Annotated in this window: 14 protein-coding genes and 1 pseudogene; 8 read left to right on the top strand and 7 right to left on the bottom strand. The window is 71.4% G+C overall.

All coding sequences use genetic code 11. The features are described from left to right. Window positions 1–71 precede the first annotated feature (71 nt). The 3 genes from OG462_RS21830 to OG462_RS21820 form a co-directional block, all read right to left on the bottom strand. Window positions 72–956, bottom strand: a complete 885-nt coding sequence (locus OG462_RS21830) for a hypothetical protein (RefSeq protein ID WP_406059937.1) — start codon at window positions 954–956, stop codon at window positions 72–74. A 55-nt stretch (window positions 957–1,011) separates the two neighbouring features. Beyond that, complete coding sequence (locus tag OG462_RS21825) at window positions 1,012–1,860, bottom strand: helix-turn-helix domain-containing protein (RefSeq protein WP_406059935.1); 849 nt, start codon at window positions 1,858–1,860, stop codon at window positions 1,012–1,014. 289 nt (window positions 1,861–2,149) lie between these two features. Beyond that, window positions 2,150–2,581, bottom strand: a complete 432-nt coding sequence (locus tag OG462_RS21820) for an ATP-binding protein (RefSeq protein ID WP_406059933.1) — start codon at window positions 2,579–2,581, stop codon at window positions 2,150–2,152. A 151-nt stretch (window positions 2,582–2,732) separates the two neighbouring features. On the opposite strand from OG462_RS21820, the gene OG462_RS21815 reads away from it, so the two are divergent. The 3 genes from OG462_RS21815 to OG462_RS21805 all read left to right on the top strand — a co-directional run bounded on the left by OG462_RS21815 (window position 2,733) and on the right by OG462_RS21805 (window position 4,830). Further along, on the top strand, window positions 2,733–3,608 hold the full coding sequence (locus OG462_RS21815; RefSeq protein WP_406059931.1) for a helix-turn-helix domain-containing protein: 876 nt from the start codon (window positions 2,733–2,735) through the stop codon (window positions 3,606–3,608). Next, the gene (locus OG462_RS21810; protein WP_406059929.1) at window positions 3,605–3,814 is read left to right on the top strand and encodes a DUF397 domain-containing protein; all 210 of its coding nucleotides are present in this window, start codon (window positions 3,605–3,607) and stop codon (window positions 3,812–3,814) included. The genes OG462_RS21815 and OG462_RS21810 overlap by 4 nt, the downstream gene beginning before the upstream one ends. A 71-nt stretch (window positions 3,815–3,885) precedes the next feature. Then, the gene (locus OG462_RS21805) at window positions 3,886–4,830 is read left to right on the top strand and encodes an intradiol ring-cleavage dioxygenase (RefSeq protein ID WP_406059927.1); all 945 of its coding nucleotides are present in this window, start codon (window positions 3,886–3,888) and stop codon (window positions 4,828–4,830) included. Here OG462_RS21805 and OG462_RS21800 read toward each other — a convergent pair. After that, entirely contained in the window at window positions 4,827–5,603 is a 777-nt protein-coding gene (locus OG462_RS21800; RefSeq protein WP_406059925.1) for a triphosphoribosyl-dephospho-CoA synthase, read from the bottom strand. The two genes, OG462_RS21805 and OG462_RS21800, sit on opposite strands and share 4 nt — an antisense overlap. Window positions 5,604–5,870: 267 nt before the next feature. Here OG462_RS21800 and OG462_RS21795 point away from each other — a divergent pair. Further along, a pseudogene (locus OG462_RS21795) lies at window positions 5,871–6,173 on the top strand (Uma2 family endonuclease); the annotation flags it as partial. Between the two features lie 100 nt (window positions 6,174–6,273). Further along, complete coding sequence (locus OG462_RS21790; RefSeq protein ID WP_406059923.1) at window positions 6,274–6,624, top strand: DoxX family protein; 351 nt, start codon at window positions 6,274–6,276, stop codon at window positions 6,622–6,624. Window positions 6,625–6,693: 69 nt separating this feature from the next. Here the strand turns inward: OG462_RS21790 and metG are convergent, their stop codons facing one another. Then, on the bottom strand, window positions 6,694–8,301 hold the full coding sequence (gene metG / locus OG462_RS21785) for a methionine--tRNA ligase (protein ID WP_406059921.1): 1,608 nt from the start codon (window positions 8,299–8,301) through the stop codon (window positions 6,694–6,696). A gap of 156 nt (window positions 8,302–8,457) precedes the next feature. Here metG and OG462_RS21780 point away from each other — a divergent pair, with 156 nt between their 5' ends. Both OG462_RS21780 and OG462_RS21775 read left to right on the top strand, forming a co-directional pair. Beyond that, window positions 8,458–9,114 carry a response regulator transcription factor gene (locus tag OG462_RS21780; RefSeq protein WP_406059919.1) on the top strand — a complete coding sequence of 219 codons (657 nt, stop codon included), beginning with the start codon at window positions 8,458–8,460 and terminating at the stop codon, window positions 9,112–9,114. Further along, on the top strand, window positions 9,111–10,226 hold the full coding sequence (locus tag OG462_RS21775; RefSeq protein WP_406059917.1) for a sensor histidine kinase: 1,116 nt from the start codon (window positions 9,111–9,113) through the stop codon (window positions 10,224–10,226). Before OG462_RS21780 ends, OG462_RS21775 begins: the two co-directional genes overlap by 4 nt. Here OG462_RS21775 and OG462_RS21770 read toward each other — a convergent pair. Then, the gene (locus OG462_RS21770; protein WP_406059915.1) at window positions 10,193–11,932 is read right to left on the bottom strand and encodes a VWA domain-containing protein; all 1,740 of its coding nucleotides are present in this window, start codon (window positions 11,930–11,932) and stop codon (window positions 10,193–10,195) included. The genes OG462_RS21775 and OG462_RS21770 overlap by 34 nt on opposite strands. 257 nt (window positions 11,933–12,189) lie before the next feature. Between OG462_RS21770 and OG462_RS21765 the strand changes: the two genes are divergently transcribed. After that, a complete protein-coding gene (locus OG462_RS21765; RefSeq protein ID WP_406066648.1) occupies window positions 12,190–14,262 on the top strand; it encodes a PhoX family protein in 2,073 nt (690 codons plus the stop codon). A gap of 100 nt (window positions 14,263–14,362) precedes the next feature. Here the strand turns inward: OG462_RS21765 and OG462_RS21760 are convergent, their stop codons facing one another. Beyond that, window positions 14,363–15,352 (bottom strand): hypothetical protein, encoded by a 990-nt coding sequence (locus OG462_RS21760; protein WP_406059913.1) that lies wholly within the window; start codon window positions 15,350–15,352, stop codon window positions 14,363–14,365. Window positions 15,353–15,454: the final 102 nt, after the last annotated feature.

The following is a 15,454-nucleotide window of genomic DNA, read 5'->3' as shown; positions in this document are numbered from 1 at the left end:
GGGTCCGGCCGACGCGCGGGGGCCCGGGGACGGACGTCGTCCCCGGGCCCCTTCCGTACTCCCCGCCGGCTCTACTCGTCCGCGAAGATCTCCTCGGCCGAGGCCGCCGTGACGGCACGGGTGAGCCAGCCGCGCAGCATCTCGGGGTCGGCACAGCTGGTGACGCGGTCGCGGACGTCGTCGGGAACGTCGAGGCCGCGCTGCTCCAGGACCAGCAGTATGGCGGCGGCGCCGGCCTGAGCCCGGCCCTCGGCCAAGCCCTCGGCCCGGCCCTCGGTCCGGCCCTCGTCTCGGATCTCTTCGGAGAGGTACGACTTGTAGAAGGAGAGGTCCACGGCCACCAGAGTCCTCCAGAGGTCTTGGGCCGGGCGCTTGCTCAGCCCCTGTGCGGTGAATTCGATGATCGGGTCGGCGACGTTCTCGGGAACGTCCCGCAGCGCGGTGGACAGTGCTTTCAGTATGGCACCGATGTCCGGATCGCCCGCGTGCGTGATGGCCGACAGGGTGGCCGGCGCCAGGTCCTCGGCGGCCTTGGCCGGGTCGATGATGACGGGCATGTTGTGCGGGCCCGCGACGATCGGCCGGATGCTGAGGGTGGGCATGTAGGCGGGGCCGCTGGCCACGGGCCGGGCTGCCCATTCCGCCGTGGTGCGGTCCTGGCAGACGACCAGCAGGGCGGTCGGCAGTCCGTATTTCGTCCACAGGTACGAGACGTAGTACGCCCAGCTCGCCGGCTTGGCCGGGTCCTTCTTGCCCTGCGCCTCGATGGCGAGGAGGAGGGATCCGTCCTTGGCGCTGTCGAGCCGCAGGAGGGTGTCGACGCGGCGCTCGACGGGCCGCGTCTCGGTGAGGTCGTTGGGCAGGACGACCGCCTCGACGACGGCCGGGAGGGGAAGCTCCAGCACGTCCTTGAGGCGGCTGAAGAGGTGGAGGTCGTGCCGGAAGATGTGGTGCATCGCTTCATGCGGTGGGTTGACCACGGGGTTCCTCGGGGTGTGGGGACGGGGCCGGTCAGCTGCGGCAGCCGCCGCACGTGCCCGGTTCGGGGGCGCGGTAGGCGCGGTCGCAGGTGTCGCAGTTCTGGAGGGGGTACCGGGTGGCCGGGTCCTCGGAGGTGCGGAACGGCGGCAGGGGCGGGAGCTGGGCGCCGAGGCGGTGGGCCAGGAGGGCGGCCGGGCGGCGGAGGGGTTCCGTCGGGAGGTCGAAGGTCAGGACGCGGCGTACGGCGTCGGGGGTGAGCTCGCGCTCCAGCCAGGTGGCGACGCCCGGGGCGAGGTGCTCGGCGTCGGTGGCGGAGAGGTGCAGGCGGGGGTCCACGCGGCGGAGGGCGGCCAGGATGTCGAGGGCGGTGACGAGGAGGTCCGGCGCCGGGTACGCGGGCTGCGGTACGGCGGGCAGCGCGCGGCGCTTCGGCTCCGCCCGGCGAGTGGGTGGCTTGGGCTTCGGCGCCTCCGTCGTCTGCTCCTCGCCGCCGGTCCGGCCCGGCTGGTTGCAGGAGACCGTGCGAGTCACCATCCGGCCGCTTCCGGTCCGCTCGCGGGTACGGCGCAGGTAGCCGTGGGCCTCAAGCTCGCGCAGCGCGGCGGAGATCCGCGTGGTCCCCTCGGGGAACCGGGCGGCGAGGCTCTTGATGCCGACGGGAGCACCGCCGGGAAGCGACTGGATGTGCACGGCGAGCCCGATGGCCAGCAGTGACAGTTCGGCGTGCTGGGCGAGGTGGTTACCGATCACCGTGAAGCGGGTGGCGTGGCGGGAGTTGTCGTGGACGACGCCGGCGACGCGGGTGCGCGTGTGGGGGTGGTTTTCCGCGCCCTTACGGGACGAGGCGGAGGAGCGCGCGCTAGTGTCGTGAGTACCCATGGGGAAGCTCCTACTTCCTCGTGGTCAGGCCCTCGCCTTGGGATTGCCCTCCCTGCGGGGGCCGACCTATGTCCGCTGTCATATGCCAGTCAGAGCGAGCGTAAGGCAGACAACCCCTCCCGAATCCAGCTGAGTTGGTGTCTTTCACCCGCATGAGTGAGAGCCCGCCGTGGGGCGGGAGGGGTGGGGCTTGGCGAGGTTTCTTTCTCTCTCGTCGTTCCTTGGAAGGACCGCCCGACCCACCGGATCCCACGTTCCTGGAATCCGGTGCCTCAGTTGTTTCCGCAGGTCAGGGATGCGGAAGATCGAGTTCGGCCCATACCGTCTTCCTGGGTACGGGACCGAGCTCGACGCCCCACCGGTCGGCCAGCGCCTCGACCAGGAGCAGTCCGCGCCCGGAGTCGCCCTCGGGGCAGGCAGGTTGGGTGCGCGGGAGGCGATCGCCCCGGGTGTCGGTGACCTCGATCCGCAGGACGCCCTCGTGACTGAGGAGCGCGAGTCGGAAGCTCCGGCCGGCGACCCGGCCGTGCGTGGCCCCGTTCGCGGCGAGTTCGGCGACGACATGGGTGGCGGCCTCCGTCACGCCGTGCGGCACCTCGTGATCCCGCATCCACTCGACGGCGAGCAGCCGGGCGAGCCGGGCCCCGCGTGGCGTGGGCGACAGGAGGACCGTGAAGTGTCCTGTGGGCGCAAGGACTTGGGTGGTGTTCTGCTGATTCACATCACCGAGCGTGGCCGCCCCCGCTTACCGTGAACAGTGACGATGCCGATGCGTAGGGTGACTGTCCGGAGCTTGTCCACTGCTGTCCGGGCTGTCCGGAGCCCTTCCGGGGGAGGTGTCGCGCCACGAAGGGGCGAGGGAAGGGTGCGGTATGTCGGTGGACGGTGGGGCGCAGCGGCTCAAGACCGAAGCGGACGAGCCGGGGTGGGAGGTCGATCCCGACGATGACTGGGGTGTGGCCGTGGTCGCCACCGTGGGACGGCAGTTGAGGCTGCGGAGGGAGGCGGTGGGGATGCGGGCCGCCGAGCTCGGGGCTGCTACCGGCTACGGCGAGGACATGATCTACAAGATCGAGGCCGGGACGCGGATCCCACGCCCTGAGTTCCTGGACAAGGCGGACGAGGTGTTGCGGGCGGCGGGCTTGCTCTCAGCCATGAAGGAGGACGTGGCGAAGGTCCGCTACCCGAAGAAGGTGCGGGATCTGGCCCACGTCGAGGGGAAGGCCGTAGAGATCGGTGTGTACGTCTGCAACAGCATCAGTGGGTTGCTGCAGACACCGGAGCACGCTCGCGCCGCATTCGAGTCGCGGCAACCTCCCTACCCGCAGGCCGAGGTGGAGCGGTTGGCTGCTGCTCGGGTGGCTCGGCAGTCCATCTTCGAGCGGGACCCGGCGCCTTCGCTCGGCTTCGTGCTGGAAGAGGCGCTGCTGCGGCGGCCGCTGGGAGGCACAATGGTGTGGCGAGGGCAGCTCGAACGTCTTCTGGAGGTGGGGCGGTTGCGTAACGTCACCCTTCAGGTGATGCCGACGCACGTAGAGGTCCATCCCGGTCTGGACGGCAAGATCGAGCTGCTGAAGTTCGTGGACGGTACTGCGACGGGACGCTCCGACGGCGCGTTTAACGGTCGTCCTGTCACGGACCCGAGGCAGGTACGCATCCTTGAGCTGCGGTATGGCACGATCCGGGCTCAGGCTCTCCCGCCCCGGGAGTCACTGGCCTTCATTGAGCAATTGCTGGGAGAGACATGATCCGCAAGTTCTCTACCGGGGACGCCTCCGAACTGGCGTGGTTCAAGAGCAGCTACAGCGACGGCAACGAAGGCGACTCCTGCATCGAGGTCGCCGCCACCCTCGCCACCGTCCACGTCCGTGACTCCAAGAACCTCGGCGGTCCCCAGCTCGCGCTGACGCCGACCGCCTGGGCGGGCTTCGTCTCGTACGCCGTCGGCAACTGACGTACGTGTACACAGGAATCCACAGTCGGCTCTCACGTTCCTGACAGGCGCGGTTCCTAGGGTCCTCGCCCATGAGCGAAAACCAGAAGCACAGGCGGGACATGACCCGGCGGCGGGCCCTGGTCGCGGGTGGTGGGGTCGTGGTCGCGGCGGGGATCGGCGTCGGGGTCGTCTCCACCGCCTCGGCAGGCGGCGCGGCCGGGAAGAAGCCGGCCGCGAAGCCGACGGCCGGTGAGGCCTGTTACCGGCTGACCTCCGAGACCACCGAAGGCCCGTACTACATCGACGCCGACGAGATCCGCAGGGACATCACCGAGGACCGTGAGGGCATTCCGATGACCCTGCGGCTCAAGGTCGTCGACTCCGACACCTGCAAGCCCCTGCGGAACGTCGCCGTCGATGTCTGGCACTGCGACGCGCTCGGCATCTACTCCGGCTACGAGAGCCTCAGTTCGGGCGGTCCCGGTGGTCCCGGCGGCGGTACTCCTCCGACCGACGCCCCCACCGGTACTCCCCCTACCGGTACGCCGCCCACCGACGCGCCCACCGGTACTCCCCCCACCGGCGGCCCCGGCGGCGGCGGTGGCGGCGGGCACGAGGAGCCCACCGACGACAAGCGGTACCTGCGCGGCACCCAGCTCACCGACAAGCACGGGTACGTGGAGTTCCGGACCGTGTTCCCCGGCTGGTACCGGGGGCGCTGCGTGCACATCCACACCAAGGTGCACGTCGGCGGAAAGATGACGGCGTCCGGTTACGAAGGCGGTCACACCTGCCACACCGGCCAGCTCTTCTTCGCCGAGACCGCCGTTCTGGACTCCGCCGAGGTCGCCCCGTACTCCACCAGCACCACCGAACGCACGACCCTCGACGACGACACCATCTACCCCGGCAACGGCGCCGAGGGCGGTCTGCTCACCCTCAAGTACCCGAAGGGGAGGATCGCGAAGGGGGTCGTCGCCACGCTGACCCTGGGCGTCGACCCGGACGAGACCCACACGGGTACCTCCACCTAGCGGAGGCCGTCCAGGAACAGGGCAGCGGCCAGCAGATGGCCGCTGCCCCTCGGGCGCAGGCCTCGTTCCCGTAGTCGCAGGTCGAAAGCGTCGAGCGGCAGGCGGCCCGCCAGGACCTCCCGGGCTCCGTCCTGGACCTCCCGCAGGCCGTGCGGGCCGGCCGCGTGCAGCAGGCCGGTGTCCTGGAGCGTGGTCATCACCGCGAGCAGGGCGTTCAGACGGGCCTCGGGCTCGCGCGCTCCGGCGTCGCGGGCGGTACGGAGGGCTGCCGACGCCCTTCGTACGTGCGGGAACCCGGCCCGCGCCTCGCCCTTCGCACCGGCGGCGCCGTACCGGACGGAGACGGCCGAGCCGGGGGTGGCCACGCGCGGAGCCCGGCCGTCCGAATGGGTCGCGATCCGCCCCGCGAGCCCGGTGATCTCCTCCACGGCTCCACCCGGCGCGAGCGCGGCGCCCGCCACCAGTAGCCCCAGCGGCCACACGGCCCCGTGGTGGAAGCCCGCGCCGCCGTCCGCCCGCGCCATGGCCCGCTCGGTGGACCGCCCGACCGCCCCGAGCTCGCCCCGAAGTCCCTTCCCTGGCTCCCCGCTCCGCCGCGCGGCCGCCGCCATCGCGGCGAGCCCCGGCTCCAGCGCCCGCGCGGACCACCGCAGCCTCGACAGGTCAGCCTCCCGCGCATCCGGCAGCCCCGGCTTGGGCGTCAACTCCACCCCGGCCAGCAGCCCTTCCACAGCGGCCCGGGCCAGCCCCTCGTCCTCACGTGTCACGATCATGCCGCGCACGCTAGGCACCGGACCTGGGCATTTCCTCGGGTCGTCCTGTGGGTCGGCTGTGTCACCCACAGGGGTGAAGGCTGAGGATTCCCGGATCCCAGCTCGTTGGCATATGCCACGGAGACGGTCATGGCGACAGCAACGAACCCGGTCACGCGGGGCTGGGTCACCGATTCGGGAGGAGTCTGCCGTGAGCGTCCTGACTCAGGAAGGGTTCGAAGAGCTCGCTCGTCTTGGCGAACGTGTGGACGAATCTCTGCGCCTGGAGTTTTCGTCGGCCAGGGTGAGTGGGCGAGTGCCGACGGCGTCCTGATGGTCGTCGAAGTCACCTCTGGCGACTCGGACACCGGTCACCGCGACCGCGTCGTGAAACCGCGTGCCTACGCCGAGACCGGTATCCCCGTGTACCTGCTGGTCGACAGGACCACGTGCGAGGTCAAGGTCCATTCCCAGCCGGACGGGGAACGGTACGAAATGGTGGCGACCGTGCCCTTCGGCAAGACGGTCACTCCGCCGGAGCCGGTGGGGATGGAGCTGAACACGGAACCGTTGAAGAACTGGGTCCACTGAAGTTTTTCGCGCGGGCCGTCACACTCCTCGGCCCCGCTCCGTCAGTGCTGTGTCCGGCTCGGTCGAGGCGGACACGGGAGAGGCTGAAGGAGCCGTCGCGATGTTCACCGAGATGTCCACCACCGCTGTCGTCGTCACCGCCGTCGCCGCGTTCATGGCCGGGTTCTCCGGGGCCTCGATCTTCTTCCGGGCGAAGTTCGTCGTCGAGCCCCTCGCCCAGTACGGGGTGCCGCAGGCCTGGTGGAACTGGCTCGGGGCCGCCAAGGCCGCCGGCGCCGTGGGGCTGGTCGCGGGGTTCTTCGTGCCCGTCGTCGGGACCCTCGCCGCGATCGGGCTGATCCTGTACTTCGCCGGGGCCGTGATCACCGTGCTCCGGGCCCGCTCGTACGGCCACGTGCCCTTCCCGCTCGTCTACATGGCGCCCGCCGTCGCCGCCCTCGCCCTGGCGTGAGGACGTACGACGAAGGCCGCCGCCCCCTCTCCGGGGGCGGCGGCCTTTCGCCGTAGGACAGGGGCGTCGTCAGTCCTTCTTCGGCTCCTCCAGGCGCGGGAACAGCACCGCGCCCTTCGTCACCGTCGCGCCCGCGGGGAGCTGTCCCCACGTGGCGGAGGACTGGACCGGCTGGGAGGCCAGCGCGCCCAGGGACGCCTCGGCACCCAGCGAGTCCCAGAGGGCCTGCGAGGTCTCCGGCATGATCGGGTTCAGCAGGACGGCGACGGCGCGGAGCGACTCGGCGGCCGTGTAGAGGATGGTCGCGAGGCGGGCCTTGCCCTCCTCGGACTCGTCCTTGGCCACCTTCCACGGCTCCTGCTCCGTGATGTAGCCGTTGACCTGCTTCACGAAGTCGAAGATCGCCAGGATGCCGGCCTGGAAGTCGAGCTCCTCGCCGATCTTCGCGTCGGCGGTCGCGACGGCCTTGGCGAGGCCGTCCTGGATCGCCTTCTCCGCGTCACCGTCGGCCGTCGAGGCCGGCAGCGCGCCGTCGAAGTACTTGCCGACCATGGCCGCGACGCGCGAGGCGAGGTTGCCGTAGTCGTTGGCCAGCTCGGACGTGTAGCGGGCGGAGAAGTCCTCCCACGAGAACGAGCCGTCCTGGCCGAACGCGATGGCCCGCAGGAAGTACCAGCGGTACGCGTCCACGCCGAAGTGCGAGGTCAGGTCCTGCGGCTTGATGCCGGTCAGGTTCGACTTCGACATCTTCTCGCCGCCGACCATCAGCCAGCCGTTCGCGGCCACCCGGCCGGGGATCGGCAGGCCCTGCGCCATCAGCATCGCCGGCCAGATCACCGCGTGGAAGCGCAGGATGTCCTTGCCGATGAGGTGCACGTTCGCCGGGAAGGTCTCGTCGAACTTCGCCGGGTTCTCGTTGTAGCCGACGGCCGTCGCGTAGTTGAGCAGCGCGTCGATCCACACGTAGATGACGTGCTTCTCGTCCCACGGCACCGGGACGCCCCAGTCGAACGTCGAGCGCGAGATGGAGAGGTCCTCCAGGCCCTGCTTGACGAAGTTCACGACCTCGTTGCGGGCCGACTCCGGCTGGATGAAGCCCGGGTTCGCCTCGTAGAACTCCAGGAGCTTCGGGCCGTACTCGCTCAGCTTGAAGAAGTAGTTCTCCTCCTTGAGGATCTCCACCGGCTTCTTGTGGACGGCGCACAGCTTCGTGCCGTCCTCGGCCTCGATGAGGTCGCCGGGGAGCTTGTACTCCTCGCAGCCCACGCAGTACGGGCCCTCGTAGCCGCCCTTGTAGATCTCGTCCTTGTCGTACAGGTCCTGCACGAACTCCTGGACGCGGTCGGTGTGACGCTTCTGCGTGGTGCGGATGAAGTCGTCGTTCGCGATGTTCAGGTGCTCCCAGAGGGGCTTCCAGGCCTCCTCGACGAGCTTGTCGCACCAGGCCTGGGGCGTGACGTTGTTCGCCTCGGCCGTGCGCATGATCTTCTGACCGTGCTCGTCCGTGCCGGTGAGGTACCACACCTTCTCGCCGCGCTGACGGTGCCAGCGCGTGAGCACGTCGCCTGCGACGGTCGTATAGGCGTGGCCCAGGTGAGGAGCGTCGTTGACGTAGTAAATGGGGGTCGTGACGTAGAACGCCTTCGCCCCCTGCTTCTCGGATCCAGTGGCCGCCATGGTCGAAATCCTAACGGGCGTACGAAGATCCACTCACATCGATGACCAGGGGCCCGGCCGTCGGGACCAGGGGCCCTCCCTCGCGAACCGGAGGTCCGGCCGTCGGGAACAGGGGGCCCGGCCGTCCGGGAACAGGCGCGCGGGAGGATGAGGCCCATGCGTGTACTGGTAGCCGAGGACGAGCGGGTCCTCGCCGAGCTCGTCGCCACCGGACTGCGACGGGCCGGCTTCGCCGTCGACACCGTCCACAGCGGCGACGCCGCCCTCGAACACCTGGACCTTCACCCGTACGACGTCCTCGTCCTCGACCGCGACCTGCCGCGCGTCCACGGCGACGACGTCGCCCGGCGGCTCGTCGCCGAGGGCTCCCCGACCCGCATCCTCATGCTGACCGCCGCCACCGCCACCGAGGACCGCGTCACCGGGCTCGACCTGGGCGCCGACGACTACCTCGGCAAGCCCTTCGAGTTCCCCGAGCTGGTCTCCCGGGTCCGCGCCCTGCGACGCCGCTCCGCCCGGGCGCCGCTGCCCCCGCTCCTGGAGCGGTACGGGCTCCGCATGGACACCGTGCGGCGGACCGCCACCCGTGACGGGCGGGACCTCGACCTCTCCCCGAAGGAGTTCTCCGTCCTCCAGATCCTCCTGGAGGCCGACGGGGCGGCCGTCTCCGCCGAGGAGCTCCTCGACCGCGCCTGGGACGCCCACGCCGACCCCTTCACCGGAGCCGTACGCGTCTGCATGAGCAAGCTGCGCGCGAAAGTGGGCGAGCCGGCGCTGATCAGGACGGTGCAGGGCGTGGGGTACCAGCTGTGACCCGTGGCTATCTGGGGTCCGGGTCCACCATCCGGACCCGCATCGCGCTCGTGTACGGGGGTGCCTTCCTCGTGCTCGGCACGGTGCTGCTGCTCGTCGTGAACCTGCTGGTCCTCGCCGGGACGGACGACGAGGCGGACGCGATCGTGGCGCGCGCGAACGGGGTGGCGGTGGTGGAGGCGTACGAGCTGGGTGACGACATCAGCCGCGCCGCCGGTGAACAGATGCTCATGTGGTCGGGCCTCGCCCTCCTCGTCATGGCCTGCTGCGCCGTCTTCGTGGGCTGGTGGACCGCCGGGCGCGTCCTGCGGCCCGTGCACGAGATGACCGCACGCGCCCGGCGCCTCTCCGAACGCAACCTGCACGACCGGATCGCGGTCAGCGGGCCCGACGACGAGCTCAAGGAACTCGGCGACACCATCGACGCGCTGCTCGGACGCCTGGAGACCGCCTTCGACAGCCAGCGCCGGTTCATCGCCAACGCCTCCCACGAACTGCGCACCCCGCTCGCCACCCAGCGCGTCGCGATCCAGGTCGGCCTCGACGACGACTGCGACGTACGACAGGTGCTGCTCGACGCCAACCGGCGCAGCGAACGCCTCATCGACGGACTGCTGCTCCTCGCCCGCAGCGAGCGCGGGCTCGCCGAACGGGACGACGTGCCGCTGGGCGAGGTCGTCGAGGAGGAGCACGCGGGCGCGTGCGTGGTGGCGGACGGCGGTGTCGTACGGGGCAGCCGGGTGCTGCTCGGACAGCTCGTACGGAATCTCGTCGCGAACGCCGTCGCGTACAACGTGCCGGGCGGAACCGTGGAGGTACGGGCCGAGGGCGGCGTCCTGACGGTGACCAACACCGGGCCGGTCGTCCCGCCCGATGAGGTGGCCGGCCTCTTCGAACCCTTCCGGCGGGGCGAGGGCCGGGACCGGATGGGGCCGGGCGCGGGGCTCGGACTGTCCATCGTGCGGTCGATCGCGGCGGCGCACGGGGGAAGCGTGGGCGCGGTGGCGCGGGACGCGGGGGAGGGCGGCGGCCTGGTGGTGACGGTGACCCTGCCGGTCACCGCCACCACGGCCTCGGATCAGAACCTCAGGTCGGCGAGCAGCCCGCGGTAGAAGTCCGGGTGAGCCGTCTCCACGGGCGTCGCGCCCGCGAAGTACGTGCCGGTACGGGGAGTGCCGTCGAGCTTACGGAGGTAGTCGAAGGCCTTGTTGTCCTCCTCGCCCCAGGCCACGAACCGCCAGTGCAGCGGACGCTCCGCCGCCTCGGCCAGGGCCTGGGTCGCAGCGGTCTTCGACTCCGGCGCGCCGTCCGTCTGGAAGACGACCAGCGCGGTACGGGTCGGGTCGGCCTTCTCGTGGTGGGCGAGGACCTCCTCCACGGCACGGTGGTAGTTGGTACGGCCCAGGCGGCCGAGCCCGGCGTTGACCTCCTCCACGTGGGTGGGGGTGAGGCTGGCCGGAGTCAGGTCGACGGTGCCGTCGATGTCCGTGGAGAAGAACACGGTCGTGACGGTGGCGTCCTCGTCGAGGTGCGCCGCGAGCGCGGTGACCTGCTCGGCGAGCCGCTGCACGGAGCCGTCCTTGAAGTACCCGCGCATCGACCCGGACCGGTCGACGACGAGGTACACGGCGGCCCGGGCCCCGTCGAGCCCCTGCGCGGCGAGCTGCGCTCCGGCGGCGGTGTGGGCGTCGGTCAGATGCGCGGGAAGGACAACGGTGGCCTTCGGCGCGGTGGAGGTGACGGTCGCCTCCGGCTCCGCAGCGGCTACGACGGCCTCGGCCTCGGCCTCCGGCTCCGGCTCCGGCTCCGGGGCGGGCGCCTCGACGACGGCCTCGGGCTCCGGCTCCGCAGCGGCTACGACGGCCTCGGCCTCGGCCTCCGGCTCCGGCTCCGGCTCCGGGGCGGGCGCCTCGACGACGGCCTCCGACTCAGTGGCGGTGGCGGCCTCGTCGGCCTGCGGCTCGGTGGCGTCCGCCTCCGGCTCGGCCGTGACGGCCTCGGGCTCCACGTCCTGCTCCTGCGGGGCGGCGTCGGCCTCCGCGGTGGGAGCCTCCGCCTCGACGGCGGTGGCTTCGGCGACGGGCTCGACGGCGTCCGACTCCGCCGTGGCGGGCTCAACAGTCTCCGGCTCCGACGCGTCGGCTTCGGCCGTGGCGGTCGTCTCCGTCTCCGTCTCCGTCTCCGCCTCGTCGGCCTCGGCCGGCTCCTCGGCGACCGGCGTCTCCGCCGAGTCCACGGCCTGCGGCTCGGCCGCCTCCGTCTCCGGCTCCAGCTCCGGCTCCGTGTCAGCGGCCGCTTCCGCCGGCGTGGTCTCCGCAGTGGCAGCCGACTCGTCGGCACCCGCCTCGGACGTCTCCACAGCCTCTGCCTCAGCCGCAGCAGGAGCCTCCGCCTCAACGGCAGGCGTCTCCTCTACGGCAGGTGTCTCCACCACGGCAGCAGGCGCCTCCGCCTCAGCCGCGACAGGAGCCTCAGCCGGCTCCGCCGCAACAGCGGCCTTCGGCGCCTCCGTCCCCGTCCCCGCCGTCGGCGTCTTCGCGCGGGCCCGCGGGATCTGCGGGTTGTCGAACGACGCCGCCACCAAGTCGTCCGCCGCGCGGCGCGCCACCGCATCCGAGGTGTCCGTGGACGTGGACGAGGCCGTGGCCTTGGCCTTGGACGTCGACCCGGACGCCGCAGCCGCAGCCGTGACCGAGGCCGTCGACTTCGCCGTCGCCGTCGACGTGGTCTCACGCGTCTGGGGCGGGACGACGGAGGTCGCCGGGGATTCCTCGCGGTCCCGGCCGAAGACCTTGCGCAGCATGCTCCGAATACCCATGGGCGAACCCTTTCGCATGAGTGGGGTGCGTGTGAATGTCCGTACTGGGCGTTTCGGGACGTTCATCCCTGGCCAGGGCGGACACGTAAGGTTAGCGGCCACCCCTCCCCTCCTCGGTGACCCGGTCGCCCCCGGTTGCCGTGCATTCATTCGGCGTTCACTCCGTCGCAGTCCCTGTGCAGATGTGCGCACATAGCGTCGCCGCCGAAGGACTACCCGACACCATGTCGGCGCAGTGTGCGCCGGAGGAGGACGAAGTGCGCAAACTGCTGCCGCTGCTGAGCACGAACCCCCACGGAGGCGGGCGTTCCGCTCTCACCTGCCGTTACCGCTGTGGGGACGCCTGCTTCCACGAGGTGCCCAACACCAGCGACAACGAGTACGCCGGCGACGTCATAGCCGGTGTGCTCTCCCGCCGTTCGGCCCTGCGTGCCGCCGCAGTCGTGACCGTCGCCTCCGCCGCCGGCGGCGCCCTGACCCTCGGCAACGCGCCCGCCGCCGAAGCCCTGACCCAGAAGTCCGGCACGGGTCACGGCCACGGCCACGGTCACGGCAAGGCCGACGGCGCCCGCGGTCTCCGCTTCACCCCGGTCGCGCCCAACACCGCCGACCAGGTCAGCGTCCCCTCCGGCTACTCGCAGAACGTCGTCATCCGCTGGGGTGAGCCGATCCTCCGCGGCACCCCGGCCTTCGACTCCGAGAAGCAGACGGCGAAGGCCCAGGCCGGCCAGTTCGGTTACAACAACGACTTCCTCTCCCTGCTGCCGCTGCGCGGGGAGCACGGCCGCCAGGTCCTCGTCGCCAACCACGAGTACACCGACGAAGTCCTGATGTTCCGCGGTTACGACGCCGCCAACCCCACCCGCGAGCAGGTCGAGATCGCCTGGGCCGCGCACGGCCTCTCGGTCGTCGTCGTCCAGGAGGAGCACCGCACGGGCAGGCTCGCCCCGGTCTCCCGCCACCACCTCAACCGTCGTCTCCACACGACGAGCGAGTTCGAGGTGACCGGCCCCGCCGCCGGCAGTGCCCTGCTGAAGACCTCGGCCGACCCCGAGGGCCGTACCGTCCTCGGCACGCTCAACAACTGCGCCGGCGGCACCACCCCGTGGGGCACCACCCTCCACGGCGAGGAGAACTTCAACCAGTACTTCGCCAACGGTTCCAGCGCCACGGACAAGCGCTACGGCGTCGGCACCGGTGCCACCGAGCGCAAGTGGGAGCGGTTCGACCGGCGTTTCGACCTCAAGCAGGAGCCGAACGAGGTCCACCGCTTCGGCTGGGTCGTCGAGCTCGACCCGTACGACCCCGACTCCACGCCCCGCAAGCGCACCGCGCTCGGCCGCTTCAAGCACGAGGCCGCGCAGCCCCGTCTCACCGACGACGGCCGCCCGGTCGTCTACATGGGCGACGACGAGCGTTTCGACTACTTCTACAAGTTCGTCTCCTCGAAGCGGATGAAGAAGGGGAACTCGCGGGCCGCCCGCGAGCACAACCTCACCCTGCTCGACGAGGGCACCCTGTACGTCGCCAAGCTGACCGGCGACTCCCCGGCCGCCGAGATCGACGGCACCGGCAAGCACCCCGCCGACGGCGAGTTCGACGGCTCCGGCGTGTGGATCCCGCTCGCCACCGGCGACGTCTCGCACGTCCCCGGCATGACCGCCGAAGAGGTGTACGTCTTCACCCGCCTCGCCGGTGACAAGGTCGGCGCCACGAAGATGGACCGCCCCGAGGACGTCGAGCCGTCCCCGCGCACCGGTCGCGTCTACGTCGCGCTCACCAACAACACCGACCGCGGCAAGGCCGGCAAGGCCCCCGCCGACGAGGCCAACCCGCGCAACCTCAACAAGCACGGGCAGATCCTCGAACTGGCCGAGAACTGGGACGACCCGTCCTCCGACGGTTTCGCCTGGCGTCTCTTCCTCGTCGCCGGCGACCCGAACGACCCGGCCACCTACTTCGCGGGCTACCCCAAGGACAAGGTCTCCCAGATCTCCTGCCCGGACAACGTGGCCTTCGACCCGCACGGCAACCTGTGGATCTCCACGGACGGCGCCCAGCTCGGCTCGCACGACGGCCTGTTCGGCGTCGCCACGCAGGGCGAGCGCCGCGGTGAGCTCAAGCAGTTCCTGACCGTGCCCAAGGGCGCCGAGACCTGCGGCCCGATCATCCAGGACCGCCGCGTCCTGGTGGCGGTGCAGCACCCGGGCGAGATCGACGGCGCCTCCGTCGAGAACCCGAAGTCGGAGTGGCCCGACGGGCCCGGCAAGATCGTCCGCCCGTCGGTCGTCGCCGTCTGGCGCACGGACGGCCGCGACATCGGCATCTAGCACCACCGGAGCCCGGGGGTGGAGAGCCTCACTCCCCCCCCGGGCCTCATCCCACCCCCGGGCCTCACTCCACCCCCGGGCCTCATCCCACCCCCGGGCCTCACTCCACCCCCAGGCCCTCCCTGAACCGTACGAACTGCTCCTCCGGGTCCCCCGTGTACGCCCACGGCACCCACGCCGCCCGCGTGCCCAGCAGCCCGAGCAACTCCCGGGCGATCTCCACCTGGCCCGCGTAACAGGCCGCGTGCACCAGGAAGTGGAGGTCCCCGACCTCCTCCGGTGCGACCGGTGCTCCGGGCTCCCGGCCGCCGATCCACCGCGCGTGCGTGCGTCGCAGTTCCGTCACCGCCAGCTCGTGCTTCCAGTGCTGGTCGAAGCCGCGCACCGGGCCCCGCCCGAGCGCCCCGTCCGCGATGTACCGGTACTCCTCGACCCGGGCCACCTGGACGAGCACGGGCAGCGGCGAGCCGGGCGGCGCCACGCCCGCCGCGTCGCGGGCGAAGTCGTACATGCTGCCGTGCGTGCCGTGCCACCGCGCCGACCAGTAGCGCAGCACCTGGATGTGCCCCTCCGTGTTGTACGGGTCCCGGCGCCGCAACTCGTCGAACCAGTGCCGCAGTTCACGGCGCGGCACCCCGCCCTCGTACAGCCGGGCCACCGAAAGCAGCGACACCCACGGCATCGGGTCGGCGGGGGCCGCCTCGGCCGCGCCCCGGCAGGCGTCGACGGCGGCGTCGATCCGGCCCCGCTCGACGGCGGCGCCCCGGCCCGCCGCGATGGCCGCGTCGAAGACCCGTACCACCTCGGTCGCCGCCCGCAGCACGGCCGCGTCGGGGTTGCCCGGCTCGGCGGCCCGCCAGGTCTCCACGGTGGAGCTGCCGGCGGCGGCGTGCGAGAGGAGCCGCAGCCGGTGGGTGCGGCGCGCCCAGTGGTCACCGGTGGCGGCGAGCAGGTCCCGTACGCCCTGCCAGCGGCCGATGACGATGTCGTGGCGCGCCTCGGTCAGCGCGCGGTCCCCGAAGTCCGGGTCGAAGTCGGGCACGAAGCGCTCCGGACGTCCCGAGCGCGTGGAGCGGCGGCGTACGGCCATCGGGGGCCTCCTTCGGGTTCGGCTGCCGTCAGAAGTCGTGGGCGTGCGGGGGGTGGTGCGTGGTGCGCTCGTTCTCTGCGTCAGATGGCGTGCGCGGGTCGG

Source organism: Streptomyces sp. NBC_01077, from assembly GCF_045162855.1.
Lineage (GTDB): Bacteria > Actinomycetota > Actinomycetes > Streptomycetales > Streptomycetaceae > Streptomyces.
Note: the sequence above shows the minus strand (reverse complement) of the source record. Positions and strands in the feature narration are given on the sequence as shown.

Bases quoted from the DNA above. Each gene is read 5' to 3' on its own strand.
- OG462_RS21825 (WP_406059935.1), bottom strand. From the start codon at position 1,860: ATGGGTACTCACGACACTAGCGCGCGCTCCTCCGCCTCGTCCCGTAAG.
- OG462_RS21830 (WP_406059937.1), bottom strand. From the start codon at position 956: ATGCACCACATCTTCCGGCACGACCTCCACCTCTTCAGCCGCCTCAAG.
- OG462_RS21790 (WP_406059923.1), top strand. From the start codon at position 6,274: ATGTTCACCGAGATGTCCACCACCGCTGTCGTCGTCACCGCCGTCGCC.
- OG462_RS21805 (WP_406059927.1), top strand. From the start codon at position 3,886: ATGAGCGAAAACCAGAAGCACAGGCGGGACATGACCCGGCGGCGGGCC.
- OG462_RS21770 (WP_406059915.1), bottom strand. From the start codon at position 11,932: ATGGGTATTCGGAGCATGCTGCGCAAGGTCTTCGGCCGGGACCGCGAG.
- OG462_RS21760 (WP_406059913.1), bottom strand. From the start codon at position 15,352: ATGGCCGTACGCCGCCGCTCCACGCGCTCGGGACGTCCGGAGCGCTTC.
- OG462_RS21800 (WP_406059925.1), bottom strand. From the start codon at position 5,603: ATGATCGTGACACGTGAGGACGAGGGGCTGGCCCGGGCCGCTGTGGAA.
- metG (WP_406059921.1), bottom strand. From the start codon at position 8,301: ATGGCGGCCACTGGATCCGAGAAGCAGGGGGCGAAGGCGTTCTACGTC.
- OG462_RS21810 (WP_406059929.1), top strand. From the start codon at position 3,605: ATGATCCGCAAGTTCTCTACCGGGGACGCCTCCGAACTGGCGTGGTTC.
- OG462_RS21815 (WP_406059931.1), top strand. From the start codon at position 2,733: ATGTCGGTGGACGGTGGGGCGCAGCGGCTCAAGACCGAAGCGGACGAG.
- OG462_RS21780 (WP_406059919.1), top strand. From the start codon at position 8,458: ATGCGTGTACTGGTAGCCGAGGACGAGCGGGTCCTCGCCGAGCTCGTC.